The 17208-nt window shown below is 34.9% G+C and carries 16 protein-coding genes; 13 read left to right on the top strand and 3 right to left on the bottom strand.

The annotated features are described in order from the left end of the window. Positions 1-47: 47 nt before the first annotated feature. Entirely contained in the window at positions 48-572 is a 525-nt protein-coding gene (locus Q0Q96_RS11545; protein ID WP_293875544.1) for a hypothetical protein, read from the top strand. A 146-nt stretch (positions 573-718) separates the two neighbouring features. Here the strand turns inward: Q0Q96_RS11545 and Q0Q96_RS11540 are convergent, their stop codons facing one another. Next, positions 719-1858 carry an ATP-binding protein gene (locus Q0Q96_RS11540; protein WP_293875542.1) on the bottom strand — a complete coding sequence of 380 codons (1140 nt, stop codon included), beginning with the start codon at positions 1856-1858 and terminating at the stop codon, positions 719-721. Between the two features lie 5 nt (positions 1859-1863). After that, positions 1864-2730, bottom strand: a complete 867-nt coding sequence (locus Q0Q96_RS11535; RefSeq protein WP_293875540.1) for an aldo/keto reductase — start codon at positions 2728-2730, stop codon at positions 1864-1866. A 243-nt stretch (positions 2731-2973) separates the two neighbouring features. On the opposite strand from Q0Q96_RS11535, the gene Q0Q96_RS11530 reads away from it, so the two are divergent. From Q0Q96_RS11530 to Q0Q96_RS11480, 11 genes are all read left to right on the top strand, one after another. Next, positions 2974-3978, top strand: coding sequence for a MoxR family ATPase (locus tag Q0Q96_RS11530; protein WP_293875538.1), 1005 nt, complete (start codon positions 2974-2976; stop codon positions 3976-3978). A gap of 76 nt (positions 3979-4054) precedes the next feature. Further along, positions 4055-4921 (top strand): DUF58 domain-containing protein, encoded by an 867-nt coding sequence (locus tag Q0Q96_RS11525; protein ID WP_293875608.1) that lies wholly within the window; start codon positions 4055-4057, stop codon positions 4919-4921. Positions 4922-5359: 438 nt separating this feature from the next. After that, positions 5360-6991 (top strand): hypothetical protein, encoded by a 1632-nt coding sequence (locus Q0Q96_RS11520; protein WP_293875509.1) that lies wholly within the window; start codon positions 5360-5362, stop codon positions 6989-6991. After that, on the top strand, positions 6988-7989 hold the full coding sequence (locus Q0Q96_RS11515) for a VWA domain-containing protein (RefSeq protein ID WP_293875507.1): 1002 nt from the start codon (positions 6988-6990) through the stop codon (positions 7987-7989). Before Q0Q96_RS11520 ends, Q0Q96_RS11515 begins: the two co-directional genes overlap by 4 nt. 5 nt (positions 7990-7994) lie before the next feature. Beyond that, a complete protein-coding gene (locus Q0Q96_RS11510; protein ID WP_293875505.1) occupies positions 7995-9035 on the top strand; it encodes a VWA domain-containing protein in 1041 nt (346 codons plus the stop codon). 15 nt (positions 9036-9050) lie between these two features. Continuing rightward, the gene (locus Q0Q96_RS11505; RefSeq protein WP_293875503.1) at positions 9051-9818 is read left to right on the top strand and encodes a tetratricopeptide repeat protein; all 768 of its coding nucleotides are present in this window, start codon (positions 9051-9053) and stop codon (positions 9816-9818) included. Between the two features lie 35 nt (positions 9819-9853). Further along, entirely contained in the window at positions 9854-11620 is a 1767-nt protein-coding gene (locus Q0Q96_RS11500) for a BatD family protein (RefSeq protein ID WP_293875501.1), read from the top strand. 17 nt (positions 11621-11637) lie between these two features. Further along, positions 11638-12384, top strand: coding sequence for a tetratricopeptide repeat protein (locus Q0Q96_RS11495; protein ID WP_293875499.1), 747 nt, complete (start codon positions 11638-11640; stop codon positions 12382-12384). Between the two features lie 119 nt (positions 12385-12503). Further along, positions 12504-12860 carry a hypothetical protein gene (locus tag Q0Q96_RS11490; RefSeq protein WP_293875497.1) on the top strand — a complete coding sequence of 119 codons (357 nt, stop codon included), beginning with the start codon at positions 12504-12506 and terminating at the stop codon, positions 12858-12860. Between the two features lie 120 nt (positions 12861-12980). Next, positions 12981-14000, top strand: a complete 1020-nt coding sequence (gene pheS / locus Q0Q96_RS11485) for a phenylalanine--tRNA ligase subunit alpha (protein WP_293875495.1) — start codon at positions 12981-12983, stop codon at positions 13998-14000. Between the two features lie 66 nt (positions 14001-14066). After that, entirely contained in the window at positions 14067-14474 is a 408-nt protein-coding gene (locus Q0Q96_RS11480; RefSeq protein WP_293875493.1) for a hypothetical protein, read from the top strand. A 50-nt stretch (positions 14475-14524) separates the two neighbouring features. Here Q0Q96_RS11480 and Q0Q96_RS11475 read toward each other — a convergent pair whose 3' ends face one another. Continuing rightward, positions 14525-15520 carry an NAD(P)H-dependent glycerol-3-phosphate dehydrogenase gene (locus Q0Q96_RS11475; RefSeq protein ID WP_293875491.1) on the bottom strand — a complete coding sequence of 332 codons (996 nt, stop codon included), beginning with the start codon at positions 15518-15520 and terminating at the stop codon, positions 14525-14527. A gap of 143 nt (positions 15521-15663) precedes the next feature. Here Q0Q96_RS11475 and Q0Q96_RS11470 point away from each other — a divergent pair, with 143 nt between their 5' ends. Continuing rightward, entirely contained in the window at positions 15664-17208 is a 1545-nt protein-coding gene (locus Q0Q96_RS11470; RefSeq protein ID WP_293875489.1) for a T9SS type A sorting domain-containing protein, read from the top strand.

Below are 17208 nucleotides of genomic sequence, written 5' to 3'. Positions count from 1 at the left end.
TTCTAGGCTCTAATACCATAGTATCACTAGTGCAACCGTTTACCAACATGATAGGTTCCGCATTGTCGAAAGATAATAAAGAAAAAGAGCTGGCAAAAGCAGAATGCATTATTGATTTCACCCTGCGAATGCAAAATGATTTGAACACCATTTATTTTGAAACCTCATTTTTGCAAAAAAGCAACGACAGAATGAAGCTCGATATTGAGCTGCTTTTTAAAGATTATACAAAACCCATAGGTTATGAATCCACTTTAGCGCAATGTCGCTCAAACGATGATTGGGAAACAATTGTGCAAAAAATGGAAGATTATTTAACTAAGATAAAAATTACCGTAGGATTACAGCAACACAAAATGCAAATAAACCTAGAGTTTCCTATTGATAGATTGCTACAATTTATTGGACAGTACAACAGTTTTATAGATCAGGGCGGAAAATTTTACGAAAAATTTAAAATTATTTTAAACAGTTATCAAAACCAAAAACAGTGCGAAAGTAAGTTGCCTATAGAATATAAAAAACTTAAAGCCGATATTGATATTGCTATCGACAAATTTAACGTTGCCTAGAAACTTGTTGAGGTTAATGGTTCAAAAATGAAAGAAATTCTATATGGCATAAATGAGTTTGATTGATGTAATTGTTTTGTTGGAAGTATATTAATTTTTTTCTGAAGAAAACGACAGTCTGCAGCTGTCGTTTTTTTAATCCCGCTTTAATTATATTTCATTTTTCTCAAAACCCGCATGGCTTCTTTAAAACTCATGTAAACAGCGGCTTTTTTATTTGCTTTTAATAGCGGTTTTGCATCAATCAATTTTTGTTTGGCGTCTTCAAAACCATTGAGATAGCATATCATCAACGTAGACGAAAGGTTTTCCAAATCTTTTTCTTCCCGTTCTGATAATGCGATTCCTCTTTGGAGTTTAGTAATCAAAGCTACATTGGAATTATAAATATGGTGCAACATTTTTTTGTTGAATGCTGGTGGCTCAAAAAGCATTTTGTTTTCAATTTTATAATAACCGTTATCAAAAAAAGAAATTTTTTGCTGTTCGAGCGGATAATAGCTCGTTTTGTCATTCAATCCCAAGGGAACATATTCAATAATCGTAAAACTTTCTTCGTCATAGCTAATAGATACCACATCGAGCGCCGAATAAAATAGTTTTACTTGCTCGTTTATCAATTCAATATCAACTCTTGAAAGATAAGTGCTGTCTCTAATTTTTTTTGGATTTCCCGCCCAGCATATCACAAACAATTCTTTAAAAACTTTGTATTGCGAAACCATGTCGCCGTGGCGCTCAATCATAAAATTCATAACCCCATCCAGCGTGTAAGCAATGCTATTGCGCGAACTGTTTTCAATACTGATTACGGTTTCAATATTTTGCTTTGAGTACGAAATTTTATCTTCTGTAGGCACCGAATTGCTTCCAACCCTCACAAAAACGGAACCTGCAAAAATGGTATGAATGTTTTTCTTAAAAAACGAAGTCTTATGTTTGGGTTTTATGGTTACCAAACCTACTACTCTATCCTTGGGCAAATTCGGAAACGGTACATTTTCGTACTGAATTTTGGGTGGATTTTCGAGATACGCATTCACCAAATTCTGAATCCTACTATCATCAAAAAAATCATCGCCAGTTATTTCATTGTCTAAATCCTCAACGCCAACCACGATGTAAGAATTATTCGAAGGATTAGAGTTTGACAACGCACAAATGTGTTTCAAAAATTTGGCTTTCCCCTCTTTAGTATGCAAATTCAACTGGCGCTTCTTATCATAAAAGCTACACTCATCGTTGTGAGCGAGTAGGTTTTTTATAAGAAGGCGTTTGTTTATCATTTGGTTTACGGCACTTTATTTCCCATACTTTCTGCCCAAATAGCAAACCAATCTTGTTGTTCGAGTTGCAATTCTGTAGCTTTCATCAAGGCTTGAATTCGGGCAATGTTTACCGTTCCTGCTACCGGAATTACTTTGGCAGGATGTTTCAAAATCCAAGCTAATAATATGGTGTCGGCACCCAAATGGTATTTGTCTACCAATTGTACTAATAGATTTTTGAGTCGTCTAGTTTGCTCAATGTCTTCTCTAAAAACGGTTCCTAACGGATTCCAGCTCATGGGACGGATATTGTGCAGTTGCATATAATCAAAACTTCCGTCAAGCATAGCCTCGTGATGTGTTGCCGAAAACTGTACTTGGTTATAACTGATGGTTGTTTTTTGTCTAATTAATTCGGTTTGAGAAGCGGTGAAATTGGAAACGCCAAAATCAATAATCTTGCCTTCTTGTTTCAATTTGGTAACGGCTTTGGCAATTTCATCTGCTTGCATTAAAGGGCTTGGACGATGCAACAATAAAACATCTAAATAATCGGTTTGAAGATTTCTTAAAGAATTCTCAACCGACCAAATTATGTAAGCTGCTGAATAATCATAATGTTTGACTGGGTTGTTTTTATATCCTTTACTTTTTATGCCGCATTTTGAAATTAATTGAATTTTTTCTCTAGAAATTTTGCTTTCGCCAAAAGCTTTTCCAAATTGTGCTTCGGTGGTGTAATCGCCATAAATATCGGCGTGGTCAAAGGTTGTAATTTTATTTTCGATACATATATGGATGAGATGCTCCATCTCATGAACCGAAAGTTTTTTGTCCCAAATTCCCCAATTCATAGTTCCAGCAATAATGGACGATAATTGTGTTTTCATTTTTATTTTTCTTTAGTTGTGAAGAAGTTGGCTTTTTAAAATTAAAAAAAATCTATTTTTGTCACCGAAAAATCTCTAAATCAGATTTGGTCTTAAAATTATGAAAAGAAAATCATAAATCATCCTTAAAATAGGGATGATTACAAAAGTTTTAACGGATTATTAACATCGTGTAAGAGATAAAATTTTGATTTTTGAACGGTAAAATCAAAAAGATTATACATTAGAATAAATAGAGTAACTATGGAAGAAAATGCTACAGCTCTAGACATTAGAGCTATTAATGAAAAAATAGAAAGAGAAAGTGCTTTTATTGATTTATTAACAATGGAATTGAACAAGGTCATCGTAGGTCAAAAACACATGATAGAACGCTTGTTGATTGGACTACTTGGTCAAGGTCATATCCTGTTAGAAGGAGTTCCAGGGTTAGCAAAAACTTTGGCAATAAATACTTTATCACAAGCTATTCACGGGAGCTTTAGCCGTATACAATTTACTCCAGATTTATTGCCAGCAGACGTTATCGGAACGATGATTTATAACATCAAAGCCAACGAATTTTCCATTAAAAAAGGACCTATATTTGCCAATTTTGTTTTAGCCGATGAGATTAATCGTGCCCCAGCCAAAGTACAATCGGCGTTGTTAGAAGCCATGCAGGAAAAGCAAGTAACTATTGGCGATACAACATTCAAATTAGACAAACCTTTTTTAGTTCTTGCCACTCAAAACCCTATTGAACAAGAAGGAACCTATCCGTTGCCCGAAGCACAAGTCGATCGTTTTATGCTCAAAACCGTTATCGATTATCCAAAAATGGATGAAGAAAGATTAGTTATCCGCCAGAATTTAAAAGGGGCATACGAAAAAGTAAATGCGGTAATTTCTGTTGAACAAATCCTAAAAGCACAAGAAGCGGTTCGCGAAGTGTATATGGACGAAAAAATCGAAAAATATATTTTAGATATTGTCTTTGCTACTCGTTTTCCAGAAAAATATAAACTCGAAAGTTTAAAACCACTCATCAGTTTTGGTGCTTCGCCACGTGGAAGTATCAACCTGGCAACAGCCGCAAAATGTTATGCTTTTATCAAACGTCGTGGTTATGTAATTCCAGAAGATGTTCGCGCCGTTGTACATGACGTATTGCGCCACAGAATTGGAGTTACCTATGAAGCAGAAGCAGAAAACATTACCTCTGTTGACATCATCAACAAAATAGTAAACGAAATAGAAGTACCTTAATAGTCATAAAGTCAAAAGTCCAACGTCGTAAAGTACCGACATTAAGACATTTGACATTAAGACATTCGACTAAATGATGGAAACAAAAGACCTTCTCAAAAAAGTTCGTAAAATCGAAATCAAAACCAGAAGATTGAGTGATCATATCTTCTCGGGCGAATACCACACGTCTTTTAAAGGTCGTGGGATGACTTTTTCGGAAGTGCGTCAATACCAATTTGGCGATGATATTCGTGCCATCGATTGGAACGTAACCGCACGTTACAACGAACCGTATGTCAAAGTTTTTGAAGAAGAACGCGAATTGACCATGATGTTGATGGTCGACATTTCGGGTTCAGAAAGTTTTGGAACCAAAAATCAATTGAAGAGTGAAATTATTACCGAAATTGCGGCAACCTTGGCTTTTTCTGCGACCCAGAACAATGATAAAATTGGTTTGATTTTATTTTCAGACCAAATTGAATTATACATTCCCCCTAAAAAAGGGAAATCTCACGTTTTGAGGATTATCCGTGAGCTAATTGAATTCCAGCCTAAAAGCAAAAAAACAGATTTATCACAAGCCTTGAAATTCCTATCGAGTACGCAGAAAAAGAAAGCGATTGTATTTGTGATTTCTGATTTTATGGTGGATGAAGATTATGAAAAAACCTTGAAAATTGCATCAAAAAAACACGATTTGACTGGCATACGAGTGTATGACATTCGTGAGGAGAAAATGCCAAACATTGGTATGGTCGAAATGGAAGATGCAGAAACCAGAGAAATTTTAGTCGTAAACACTGGTTCAAAAAAAAACCGTTTGAGCTATGAACAGCACTATCGAGACAAAGTAAATTACTTCAAGGATGTCTTTTCAAAATGCGGTTCGGGAACTGTAAATACAAGAGTTGACGAAAGTTATGTGACAAAATTATTGGGTTATTTTAAATCCAGATAATAATTTAAGATTGATGATTAACGATTTGAGAATGCATATTTATAAAAACATAAAATTAATAAACATGTATTAGAATAAAGATTAATTGATTTTGCTGCTAATGTAATTTTGTTTTCGAATGCAATTGAAAAATCATACACAGGAAATCATTTGGGATCACAAATTATTCGTTCTTCTTCTTCTCTTACATTAAATTATGGATAAGCTCAAAGCGCAGAAAGTCCGTAAGATTTTATTCATAAAATGGGAATATGCCCCAAAGAGTTAAGAGAAACTTTTAATTGTTTGAAAATTATTAAAAGGCAAAACTAACATCCAATATAGAATTGATTATTAAATTAAAAACAGAAGCCAACGAACTTATTTCAATCTTTGTTTCAAACATTAAAACAGCTAAAACAAACTCTGAAATCAAAAATCGTTAATCTTCAATCAACAATGAAAATAAAGTTATACATATTATTTTTTCTACTTTCAACCACGCTTTTTGCCCAAAAGGTCACAACTGCTGTTAATGTTACTAAAAACAAAATCGGCGCCGAATTCAAGTTAACGTTGAAAACGGATGTTGATACATTATCGAAAGTAAAATTTCCGGAAGCCAAAAATTTTGGTGATTTAGAAGTAATTCAATCGTATAAAATTGACACCGTTAAAAATGGCGCACGGTATCAATTAGTAAAAAAATATGGGTTAACCCAATTTGATTCAGGGAAATATCTTATTCCAAGAATTCCTGTTTTGATTAACGGGAAATCTGTTTTTTCGGATAGTATCAAAGTAGAAGTCAATAATATCATAGTTGATACACTTAAGCAAAAGATGTACGACATAAAGGATATTGCTATAGTTGAAAGTCCGTTAGGGACTTGGTGGATTTACCTTTTAATCTTGTTAGCAATAGGAATTGCTGGTTATTTCATTTATCAATTCATCAAAAAAAGACAAACTAAACCAAAAGTTGAAGAAATAGTTTTCAAATCACCAATCGAAAAAGCAACGACTTTATTACAACAATTAGAAACCAAAGAACTTTGGCAAAAAGGTGAAATCAAGCATTATTATTCGGAACTTACAGATATTGCACGTAATTATATTGAGGAAGAAATTCATATTCCCGCCATGGAAAGCACAACTTCTGAACTGATTGAAGGATTGCGAAAAGCGGCCAAACAAAAGAAACTGAAACTCTCCAACGAAACAGTGGAAAATCTCGAAAAAGTTTTAATGCAAGCCGATTTGGTAAAATTTGCCAAAATAAAACCGTTAGATTATGAAATTGAAGAAGATAAAAAACGTATTTCAAGCTCCATCGTAATCATTCATAAATCGATTCCGGAAGTTGTAGAAAATGATGATGAATTGACGTTATGGAACGAACAACAGAAAGAATTGGCGCGTTTACAAAAACTGAAAAAACAAAAGCGCGTTCGAATTATTTCCACTATTGGAATCGTATTCGGAATGCTGTTGCTTTTTATTTTAGGCTTGATTTATTTCAAAGGATTTGACTATGTAAAAGATAATTTCCTTGGTCATCCAACCAAAGATTTAGTTGAAGGTCAATGGGTTTATAGCGAATATGGAAATCCTGGCGTAAGAGTAGAAACACCAAAAGTATTGAAGCGAATTGATGCCACAAAAACACTTCCTACAGACGCTATGGCGTTGATAAAGGAGATGCAGACTTTTGGTTACGGTAGCCTGTTGGAAGATTTCTACCTGTCGGTTTCAACAGTAACTTACAAACAGGAAACGCAAATAGATTTAGATAAAACCGCCGAAGGTTACCTTAAAATTATGGAAGCACAAGGCGCACAAAATATCGTCGTGAAAACAGAAGATTTCAATACGCAAAAAGGAATATCAGGTAAAAAAGCATACGGAACGATGACTGTTTTAAATAAAATAAAAGGGAAATCAACAAAAATGTATTACGAAGTATTGCTTTTCAGTCAAAATGGTGGCTTGCAAACTATAATGGTAATGCATCGCGAAGAAGATAAATACGGACATCAGATTGCCGAAAGAATGTTGAACTCGGTCGAATTACAAACAGCACAACAATGAAAGAGGTTAGTTTTTTAAATCCTGAATTTTTCTGGTTGTTTTTAGTACTTCCTGCGGCACTATTGTGGCAAATTTGGAAAAGAAAACAGCAAAGTGCTACTTTGAAAATAAGTTCGGTAAAAGGTTTCAAAGCTCAAAAATCTTTCTTGGCTAAACTAAAACCTTTTTTGTTTGTAATACGATTATTAGCATTAAGTTCGTTGATTATCGCCATGGCTCGACCAAGAAAAGTGGATATTAGCAGCCAAACCAAATCGACCAAAGGAATAGATATTGTCATGGCAATTGACGTTTCAGGAAGTATGCTTGCCAAAGATTTAAGTCCAAACCGAATGGAAGCCTTGAAAAAAGTAGCTGAAAACTTTGTAGAAGGACGCCCAAATGACCGAATCGGACTTGTAGTTTATGCCTCGGAAGCGTATACGAAAACGCCTGTTACAAGCGACAAAGCCATTATTCAGCAAGCTATCAAAAGTATTAAATACGACAATGTTTTGCAGGACGGAACCGGAATCGGAATGGGTTTAACCACTGCCGTCAATCGTTTGAAAGACAGCAAAGCCAAAAGCAAAGTTATTATTCTAATGACAGATGGCGTAAATAACGCCGGTTTTATAGAACCAGAAACGGCGTCGCAAATTGCAAAAGAATACGGAATCAAAGTGTATACCATCGGAATTGGAACCAATGGCAATGCGATGTTTCCATATGCTTATGCTCCTGGTGGTGGATTTTTATTCCGGATGATGCCTGTTGAAATTGATGTGAATTTATTACAGACAATTGCCCGAAATACTGGTGGAAAATATTTCAGAGCCAGTAGCAATAGCAAATTAGAATCGATTTATAAGGAAATCAACAAACTAGAAACTACCGAAATTCAGGAGCTAAAATTCTATGATTATGATGAAAAATACAGATTGTTTGTTTGGATTGCCGGGATTTTAGTTTTGTTGGAATTTGGTTTACGAAATACAATTTATAGAAGTTTTATTTAGAGAATATGTACGAGTTAGAAGAAAAATGGTATTTATACTTTTTGTTTGTCATTCCAGTGATGACGCTACTTTTCCTGTACATTCAATTCTGGAAAAGGAAGAAACAACGGGAGTTTGGCGATTTGGATTTAATCAAAAAATTAAGCCCGGAAAAATCAGCTTTCAAACCTGTTTTGAAATTAGTTGTAGTTTTATTGGCATTGACTTGTTTGATTATTGGATTGGTTAACCCAAAAATAGGAACTAAAATGGAAACCGTAAAACGCGAGGGAATTGATATTATTTTTGCGCTTGACGTTTCTAAAAGTATGCTTGCAGAAGATGTGGCACCAAGTCGTTTAGAGAAAAGCAAGCAATTGGTTTCACAGATTATCAATAATTTGGGCAGTGACCGAATTGGAATCATTGCGTATTCCGGAAGTGCTTTCCCTGTTTTACCTATTACTACGGATTATAATGTTGGAAAAATGTTTTTGCAAACCATGAATCCCGGAATGATTTCGGCACAAGGAACCTCGATTGACCAAGCGATTAATCTGGCTGTCACCTATATCGATAAAAAAGATAAAACCAACAAGCTCTTAATCATTATTACCGATGGTGAGGATCATTCCGATGCGGCTGCCGATGCTGCCGAAGAAGCTAAAAAAGTTGGTTTGAAAATAATGACAATCGGTGTTGGAACCGAAAAAGGCGGGACGATTCCGTTGAAAAAAAATGGAGTTGTCGAAAGTTTTCAACGCGACCAAAATGGCGAAGTGGTCATTACCAAAAGAAACGCAGAAGTGTTGAGAACCATTGCCAAAAGAGCCGGTGGCGGTTATGTTGACGGGAACTCTACCAAAGAAGTTTTGGATTATGTGAAACACGCATTAGACAATATCCAAAAAACAGAATTTGAAAGCACACAAATGACCGACTTCAAATCGCAGTTTCAATGGTTTTTAGGATTTGGTTTTTTCTTGATGTTGTTGGATGTTTTCTTGTTGGAGAAAAAGACAAAATGGGTAAAAAAGATGAATTTATTTAATGAAAAAGATAATTAGATAAAAGACTGATAGATGATAGACCGAAACAAATATGCGACCCTGATTTTTATTGTTTTATGTTCCTTTTTGGCGAAAGCACAAGACAAGGAAAAGGACAATCATTTGCCAAAAGGAAACGATTTTTTTGTCGAAAAAAGATATGCTGATGCCGAAGCCGAATATCGGATTTCAGAATCTAAAAACCCAAAAAAAACTATTGCATCCTACAATTTAGGAAATGCTGTTTACAGACAAAATCAATCTAGCGAAGCCAAATATCACTACGCCAAGGCTTTAAAAAATGCCAAGTCGAGGTCCGAAAAACATCAAGCATTTCATAATATTGGAAACACGTTGATGAAAGATAAAGATTATGCTGGCGCTGTCGAAGCCTTTAAAAATGCTTTACGAAATAATCCAGCTGATGAACAAACTCGTTATAATTATGCTTTAGCCAAAAAGATGCTGAAAGATAATCCTCCGAAGAAAAACGACAAAAAAGACAAGGACAAAAAGGATAAGAACAAAGAGAAAAAAGACGATAAAGACAAAGATAAAAAGGAGGACAAGAAAGACGGAAAAGACAAAGACAAGGATAAAAAAGACGGCGATAAGAATAAGGATAACAAAGAGAATAAAGATCAAAATCAGGGAAAACCACAACCGCAGCCTGGCGGTATTTCAAAACAACGCCTAGAGAATTTATTAGACGCGGTAAACAACGAAGAGAAAAAAATTCAGGATAAAGTAAACAAACAAAAAGTACAAGCCAATCCTAAAAAAGCTGAAAAAGATTGGTAATCAATTTGAAAATTATATATTTTGAAGATTTGAAAATGAAAAAAGTAGTTATTTTAATTTTACTCATTTTGGGGAATTCTCTTTTTGCTCAAGTGCAATTTGAAGCAAAAGTGAGTAAGAATTCTTTGGGACTGAACGAACGACTTCGCATTGATTTTACAATGAATGCCGATGGCGATAATTTTGTGCCGCCCAATTTTGAAGCCTGCGGTTTTAAGGTCGTTGGTGGACCAAGTCAATCAGTAAGTCAATCGTGGATAAACGGAAAAAGCTCTTTCAACAAATCGTATATTTATATTTTATTGCCTACACAAAAAGGAGCTTTAACCATCAAACAAGGCTCCATCGAAATTAATGGTCAGACTTATAAAACGTTGCCCATAAAAATCAATGTTAGCAATGCTGTGGAGATTCCAAAAGATCCAAACGATGCTCCAGCCATCAGTGCAAATGATAATATATATTTGGTTGCTGATATTTCAAAAACCAATCCATACCTCAACGAACCTATAACTGTTGTTTACAAATTATACTTTAGTTACAACATTGGCATCTCGAATTGGCGCGAGCTGAACAAACCAAAATACAATGATTTTTGGAGCCAAAATATTGATGTAAAACAATTAGTGCCGCAAGACGGCACATTCAAAGGCGAACGTTATCGTTATGTGGTATTGCGAAAAACAGTTTTGTATCCACAAAAATCTGGCAAATTGGAAATTGAACCGCTTTCACTTGATATTGATTGCCAAGTCCCAACCAACAGAAGAAATTTTTGGGGACAACCCTTAATGACTCAAGATAGTAAGCGCGTTTCTGCAGGAAGCAAAGTAATCAATGTTCGTGCCTTGCCAGAAACTGGAAAACCCGAAGCCTTTTCTGGTGCTGTTGGTCATTTTGATTTCAAAGTAAACCCTTCAAAAACAGTTTTGAAAAATGGGGAATCCTTTGATTTAGATATCAGTGTGGTTGGAACAGGAAACTTAAAATTATTTACGCTCCCAAAACCCGTTATGCCTTCAGCTTTAGAGATGTACGATCCTGTTAATAACGAAAATGTAACTACACCGTTAACAGGAATGACAGGAAAAATTTCTGATAAATACACTATAATTCCTCAATACAAAGGTAATTATCAAATCAAACCATTGCAATTTACCTATTTTGATTTGGGCACTTCACATTATAAAACCATTACATCCAAACCTTTAACCATTACGGTGTTGGAGGGTCCAAGCGTGGCAAGTTCGCAAAAAACAAACCCGAATAATGTTTCCAAAACGAAATTTGAAGTGGCTAAATCATTTGCTTATAACAAACAAGTAGCCCATTTGAAACCTATCAAAAAAGATGCTTTTCTAGGTTCGGGATTATTCTATTCTTTACTGATTTTACCTTTTTTGGCAATTCCATTTTTGATTGTAGCCAGAAGAAAAAAAGAAGAAATGGACAATGATATTATGGGAAACAAAATCAAGAAATCGAATGCGTTAGCTAAAAAATACTTGGGATATGCCAAAAAACAGTTAGGCAACAAAGAACCATTTTATATTGCACTTGAAAAAGCCATGCACAATTTCTTAAAAGCCAAGATTAATTTAGAAACATCGGAAATGAGCAAAGAAAAAATAGCAGAATTATTGCTTTCGCGAAAAGCAAATGCAGCAACAATCTCCGAGTTTATTCATCTAACCGAAAATTGTGAATTGGCTCGTTATGCGCAATCTTCTGAAACGGCAATTCAGCAAGATTATGAGAAAGCCGTTGAAATTATTTCTGAATTGGAAAAGCAACTTAAATAATTGACAATTAAATAAAAATGAAAAAAATACTATCCATATTCCTTTTAATTTCCCAAATTTTATTGGCTCAATCTGCTTTTGACCAAGGAAATCAATATTATCAAAAAGAAAATTATCAAGCGGCTATCACTAGTTTTGAAAACATTTTAAATTCGGGAAAACAATCGGCAGAATTGTATTTTAACATCGGGAACTGTTATTACAAACTGCACAAAGTAGCACCTGCGATATACAATTACGAGAAAGCATTGTTGTTAAGTCCAAACGATACCGAAATCAAAACCAATTTAGAATTTGCCCGAAAAATGGCAATTGATGATATAAAAGTAATCCCCAAAGTAGGTTTAAACAAAATTATTTTAGCCCTTACTTCAAAATACCATTATGATACTTTGGCTTGGATTGCTGTCATGTTTGCGATTTTATCGTTACTGTTTTTTATTGGTTTTTATTTTTCAAAAAAAGTCATTTTAAAACGCGTTTTTTTCATCGGAATGTTTCTTTGGATTATTTTAATTTGTTTGAGCACTGTCTCTGGTTTTTATGAAAAAATGAGAGTCGACAACGAAAAACCGGCTATTATTTTTGCTGAAACTACGCCTTTAAAAAGTGAACCAAAAACTGGTGGGCAGGATACAGCTCTATTGCATGAAGGCACAAAAGTGTATATTCTAGAAAGTATTGCGAATTGGGAAAAAGTCGAACTTACGGACGAAACAGTAGGCTGGATTGACGAAAGCGCCAGTAAGGAAATTAAAAATTAGTATTGAATGCTTGGATATTGCTGCGCAATCTGTTTTCAATCGTTAACTTTGTATTCTTAATTTTATCGCGATTGAGCGTTTCAAAAATCTCAAATCGTTAATCAACAATCCCAAATCAAATGTCAAGAGACGAACAATTAAAAAATCGGTGGAACAACGTAGTGCAAATACTTTCCAATCAATTTGCTGAAGGAGATGTGCTTGATTTGGATGCAATTATCTATTTAATAGGCGTGCAGGAATTAGGAAAAGTGCACCAATCCTTCGAAAAGGACGAAAAACTCAACCTAATGCACATCGCTATCTGCCGATTGTTAGAACCTTACGGCTTTTACGAATTTGATTTTGTCGATAAAGAAGGTTGGCCACATTATAAAGTTAAAGAAGAACTCCCGCCATTGAGAGCTGGCGAACAATCGATTTTGATGAAAGAAGCTATCGTAAGTTATTTTTTGGAGAAAGAAGTAATAAAGTAATTTGTTATTAGTAACCGGTAATTAGACAAAGTATGTCACTATTTATTTCTTAAACTAATCGCTAATCACCGATCACTAATCACTAAAAAATCTTAAATTTGCAACTTTACAAATTGACCGATGATAGACAAGATTAAAGAAAACATTGAAGAAGCTAAAGCATTCAGCACCAATAACAAGGAAGTTTTAGAATATTTTCGTATAAAATTTTTAGGTAGTAAAGGCTTGTTAAAAGAGTATTTTGCCGAATTTAAAAACACTCCTAACGACCAAAAAAAGGAATTCGGGCAAGTTATCAACACGCTGAAATTGGTTGCCGAAGAAAAAGTAAAATCCATTCAAGAGGAGTTGGAAAGTAAGGAAGAAGTCAAAGGGATTTATAATGATTTATCTCGTCCTGCTGAACCCGTTACTATCGGTTCTCGTCATCCTATTTCACTGGTAAAAAATCAAATTATTGATATTTTTTCTACCATTGGATTCAACGTTTCCGACGGTCCAGAAATAGAAGACGATTGGCACAATTTTACGGCTTTGAATTTGCCAGAATACCATCCTGCTCGTGATATGCAAGATACGTTTTTCATCCAGACCAATCCTGATGTTTTATTGCGCACGCATACTTCATCGGTTCAAGTTCGTTACATGGAAAACAATAAACCGCCCATTAGAACCATTTCTCCAGGAAGAGTTTTTCGTAACGAAGCGGTTTCCTCCCGTTCGCATTGTATTTTTCACCAAGTGGAAGGATTATACATTGATAAAGAGGTTTCATTTGCCGATTTGAAGCAAACGCTTTTATATTTCACTAAAGAGATGTTCGGAAAATCCAAAATACGTCTACGCCCTAGTTATTTCCCATTTACTGAACCTAGTGCCGAGGTAGATATATATTGGGGCTTAAAAACCGAAACCGATTATAGAATTACCAAAGGAACAGGTTGGCTAGAAATCATGGGTTGCGGTATGGTGGATCCCAATGTTTTGAAAAATTGTGGCATCAATCAGGAAGAATATACTGGTTTCGCATTCGGAATGGGGATTGAGCGTATTGCGATGTTACTCTACCAAATAGGAGACATCAGAATGTTTTTCGAAAATGATGTACGTTTCTTAGAGCAATTCAAATCGAGTATTTAAATTAAGTCAAATGTCATAAAGTCTTAAGGTACTTTTATGTTTTTGACTTTTAAACTTTTGATTATTATGAAATCAGACATCAACATTCCAAAAGTAGAAAACGTATTTCTTGCCGCCATTCAAGAATGGAGTGATGACTTTATGGAAAAGGTTTGGTATGTGTATCTCGTTAACGATTCTGACTTTGATTTAGAAAGTGTAATGGTCGTTTCGCAAGCTTTCGGAACGCTTGATGGCGAAATGAAAAAAACATCGCTCTTGCGCCATGTTTTTCTAAAAGTGTCCTCTGTTTCTGTTGTAAAAATTGAACTATTAGAAACAAATGTTTTACGATTGAATAATGAATTTATGGTTACTTATTTTATCGGAAGCACTTTATATGATAAGAAATTTATCTTCAAAGCGCAATCTATCACTCCCGATTATGTAGAAGAAGTGCCAATTTTGTTTGTGGATGGTGTGATTGTGAGGTAGAAAACCAGATGGAAGTATGAAAAAAGATTGTACTCTTTTCTCTTTAAATCTTAATCCAATTTCTCCGTTAACTTTTTAAACACTCTTTTCGCATCTTTTCCTTCGTACAAAATTTCATAAACCGCATCAATAATGGGTGTTTTAGCTTTGTATTCTTGATTGAGTTTATAGGCGCTTTTCACGGCATAGTAGCCTTCGGCAACCATACTCATTTCCATCATGGCTGATTTTACCGTATATCCTTTTCCTATCATATTGCCAAACATTCTGTTTCTAGAAAAAACTGAATACCCTGTCACCAATAAATCGCCCAGATACGCCGAGTTATTTATATTACGCTTCATTTTATGCACTTTACGAATAAATTTTTTCATCTCACGAATAGCATTACTCATAATCACCGATTGAAAGTTATCGCCATAGCCCAATCCATGAGCAATTCCGGCAGCAATAGCATAAATGTTTTTAAGCATCGCAGCATATTCTGTACCAATGATATCGTCTGAAATTTTAGTTTTAATATAATTTCCCGCCAATACTTTGGCGACAATTTTTGCTTTTTCGGCATCGCCACATGCAATTGTTAAATAGGAAAGTCGCTCCAATGCTACTTCTTCAGCATGACACGGACCCGTGATCACACCAATGTTTTCGATAGGAACGTCAAACTCTTGATGAAAATGTTCTCCTACAATCAAAAACGTTTCGGGAACAATCCCTTTAATGGCAGAAAAAATTACCTTATCTTTTATACTTACCGTTAGTTTTTTTAACTCTGTACTTAAAAAAGCCGATGGAATGGCAAAAATGATAAAATCGGCATACGCAACCGCTTCGTTTATATCAGAAGTAAGCTTGAGTTTTTTAATATCAAATTCAACCGAACTTAAATAATTTGGATTGTGTTTTTGTATTTTAATATGATCAATCGCCGACTCATTTCGCATGTACCAAGCAATTTCATCAAGGTTAACGCACAACATTTTTGCAATGGCTGTTGCCCAACTTCCGCCGCCAATCACTGCAAATTTTGGAAATTTATCCATAAATAAAAAAATTTTACCTCTCAAAAATACTCATTTTTAAAACAATTGTTGGTCTTTTTTTTTAACTAAATCAATTCTGTTTAACGAACTTATCTATTCTATTTTTTAATTTACATTTGTATAACTTTTAACAACCAGACTGTATGAATAAAATTAGTATTTTATTATTATTTAGCTTAACCGTTGCTCATTCACAAGTACCCGTTATCAGTTATACGACACCTAATGTTTTTACAAACGGACAAACAATTACTGACTTAATACCAACAGCTACTGGAGGAGCCATTATAGCGGAAACTTTGGTTTCAACTTTTGCTGGTTCTGGAACTGTAGGTTCCGCCGATGGAAATGGTATAGCAGCAAGTTTTAATTTACCAACAGTTGTTACAATTGACAGTTTCGGAAATATTTTTGTGGTGGATAGAAGCAATCATAAAATTAGAAAAATTACTCCCGCTAGAGATGTTACTACTTTTGCTGGTTCAGGGTCAATTGGGTCTGCCGACGGAATCGGAACTGCAGCAAGTTTTAAATATCCCGATGGTGCTGTTTTTGATTCGCAAAACAATCTTTTTGTATCCGATCAAAGCAATCATAAAATTCGAAAAATCACACCCGATGGAACCGTTTCTACTTTTGCCGGAACTGGTTTAATTGGTTCTGCTGATGGGATAGGAATTTTAGCCAGTTTTTATTATCCTGCAGGAATGACGGTTGATGCTGTAGATAATTTATATGTCGCCGATTATGGGAATAATAAAATTAGAAAAATTACGCCCAACGGCACTGTGACTACTTTTGCGGGAACAGGCATTGCTGGTTCCGCTGACGGAACCGTTTTAACTGCCCAATTCAATGGTGCAACTGGAGTTTGTATAGATCCTTTGGGAAGTATTTTTGTAGCTGATTATTATAGCAATAAAATTAGAAAAATAAGTACAATAGGCGATGTTACAACCATTGCTGGTACAGGAACTATTGGTTCTACAGATGGTATTGGAACAAGCGCTAGTTTTTATTATCCAGCAATTGTAGCAATTGATTTGAATAATAATTTATTTATAACCGACGAGGAAAATCATAAGATTAGAAAAATTACACCCGATGGAATGGTCTCGACTTATGCTGGAACTGGAGTCATTGGCGCTACTGATGGTCTTGCAACGGTGGCACAATTTAATTCTGCAACGGGTGTTGCAATTGACCATTCCAACACTGTTTTTGTTTGTGATTACGGCAACAACAAAATCAGAAAAATCAAGACGTATGGTTATTCCATTTCGCCCGCTTTGCCAACTGGTTTACTCTTTAATACTTCTAATGGAAGGATTAGTGGAACGCCCACTGTAGTTTCTCCCGCAACCGATTATACAGTTACTGCTTCCAATAGTGATGGTATGAGTACTTTTGTACTAAATATAGCCGTGAATCCAGAACTTGGTATCCCAAATTATGTAATTCCCAACATACAAATTTATCCAAATCCCGTAACCGATATTTTAACTATAACGCCTTCCGAAGGCATAACGGCTATAAAATTAGTAACTCTTTTAGGTCAAGAAATAGTGCTAAATTCAACTAGAAGTGTTGGAAATAAAATTGACGTTTCCGGCTTAAGTGATGGTTGTTATATCGCTAGAATAAGTTTTGGAAACATCATTAAAACGATTCGGTTTTTGAAACAATAA

The organism is Flavobacterium sp., from assembly GCF_025352015.1.
Classification (GTDB): Bacteria; Bacteroidota; Bacteroidia; order Flavobacteriales; family Flavobacteriaceae; genus Flavobacterium.
This window is presented reverse-complemented; position numbering and strand designations above follow the sequence as displayed.

Excerpts from the sequence above, each read along its gene's own strand:
- Q0Q96_RS11505 (WP_293875503.1), top strand. The coding sequence starts at position 9,051 with ATGATAGACCGAAACAAATATGCGACCCTGATTTTTATTGTTTTATGT.
- Q0Q96_RS11480 (WP_293875493.1), top strand. The coding sequence starts at position 14,067 with ATGAAATCAGACATCAACATTCCAAAAGTAGAAAACGTATTTCTTGCC.
- Q0Q96_RS11475 (WP_293875491.1), bottom strand. The coding sequence starts at position 15,520 with ATGGATAAATTTCCAAAATTTGCAGTGATTGGCGGCGGAAGTTGGGCA.
- Q0Q96_RS11515 (WP_293875507.1), top strand. The coding sequence starts at position 6,988 with ATGAAAGAGGTTAGTTTTTTAAATCCTGAATTTTTCTGGTTGTTTTTA.
- Q0Q96_RS11530 (WP_293875538.1), top strand. The coding sequence starts at position 2,974 with ATGGAAGAAAATGCTACAGCTCTAGACATTAGAGCTATTAATGAAAAA.
- Q0Q96_RS11470 (WP_293875489.1), top strand. The coding sequence starts at position 15,664 with ATGAATAAAATTAGTATTTTATTATTATTTAGCTTAACCGTTGCTCAT.
- Q0Q96_RS11520 (WP_293875509.1), top strand. The coding sequence starts at position 5,360 with ATGAAAATAAAGTTATACATATTATTTTTTCTACTTTCAACCACGCTT.
- Q0Q96_RS11535 (WP_293875540.1), bottom strand. The coding sequence starts at position 2,730 with ATGAAAACACAATTATCGTCCATTATTGCTGGAACTATGAATTGGGGA.
- Q0Q96_RS11545 (WP_293875544.1), top strand. The coding sequence starts at position 48 with ATGATAGGTTCCGCATTGTCGAAAGATAATAAAGAAAAAGAGCTGGCA.
- Q0Q96_RS11510 (WP_293875505.1), top strand. The coding sequence starts at position 7,995 with ATGTACGAGTTAGAAGAAAAATGGTATTTATACTTTTTGTTTGTCATT.
- Q0Q96_RS11500 (WP_293875501.1), top strand. The coding sequence starts at position 9,854 with ATGAAAAAAGTAGTTATTTTAATTTTACTCATTTTGGGGAATTCTCTT.
- Q0Q96_RS11495 (WP_293875499.1), top strand. The coding sequence starts at position 11,638 with ATGAAAAAAATACTATCCATATTCCTTTTAATTTCCCAAATTTTATTG.
- Q0Q96_RS11525 (WP_293875608.1), top strand. The coding sequence starts at position 4,055 with ATGGAAACAAAAGACCTTCTCAAAAAAGTTCGTAAAATCGAAATCAAA.
- Q0Q96_RS11490 (WP_293875497.1), top strand. The coding sequence starts at position 12,504 with ATGTCAAGAGACGAACAATTAAAAAATCGGTGGAACAACGTAGTGCAA.
- pheS (WP_293875495.1), top strand. The coding sequence starts at position 12,981 with ATGATAGACAAGATTAAAGAAAACATTGAAGAAGCTAAAGCATTCAGC.
- Q0Q96_RS11540 (WP_293875542.1), bottom strand. The coding sequence starts at position 1,858 with ATGATAAACAAACGCCTTCTTATAAAAAACCTACTCGCTCACAACGAT.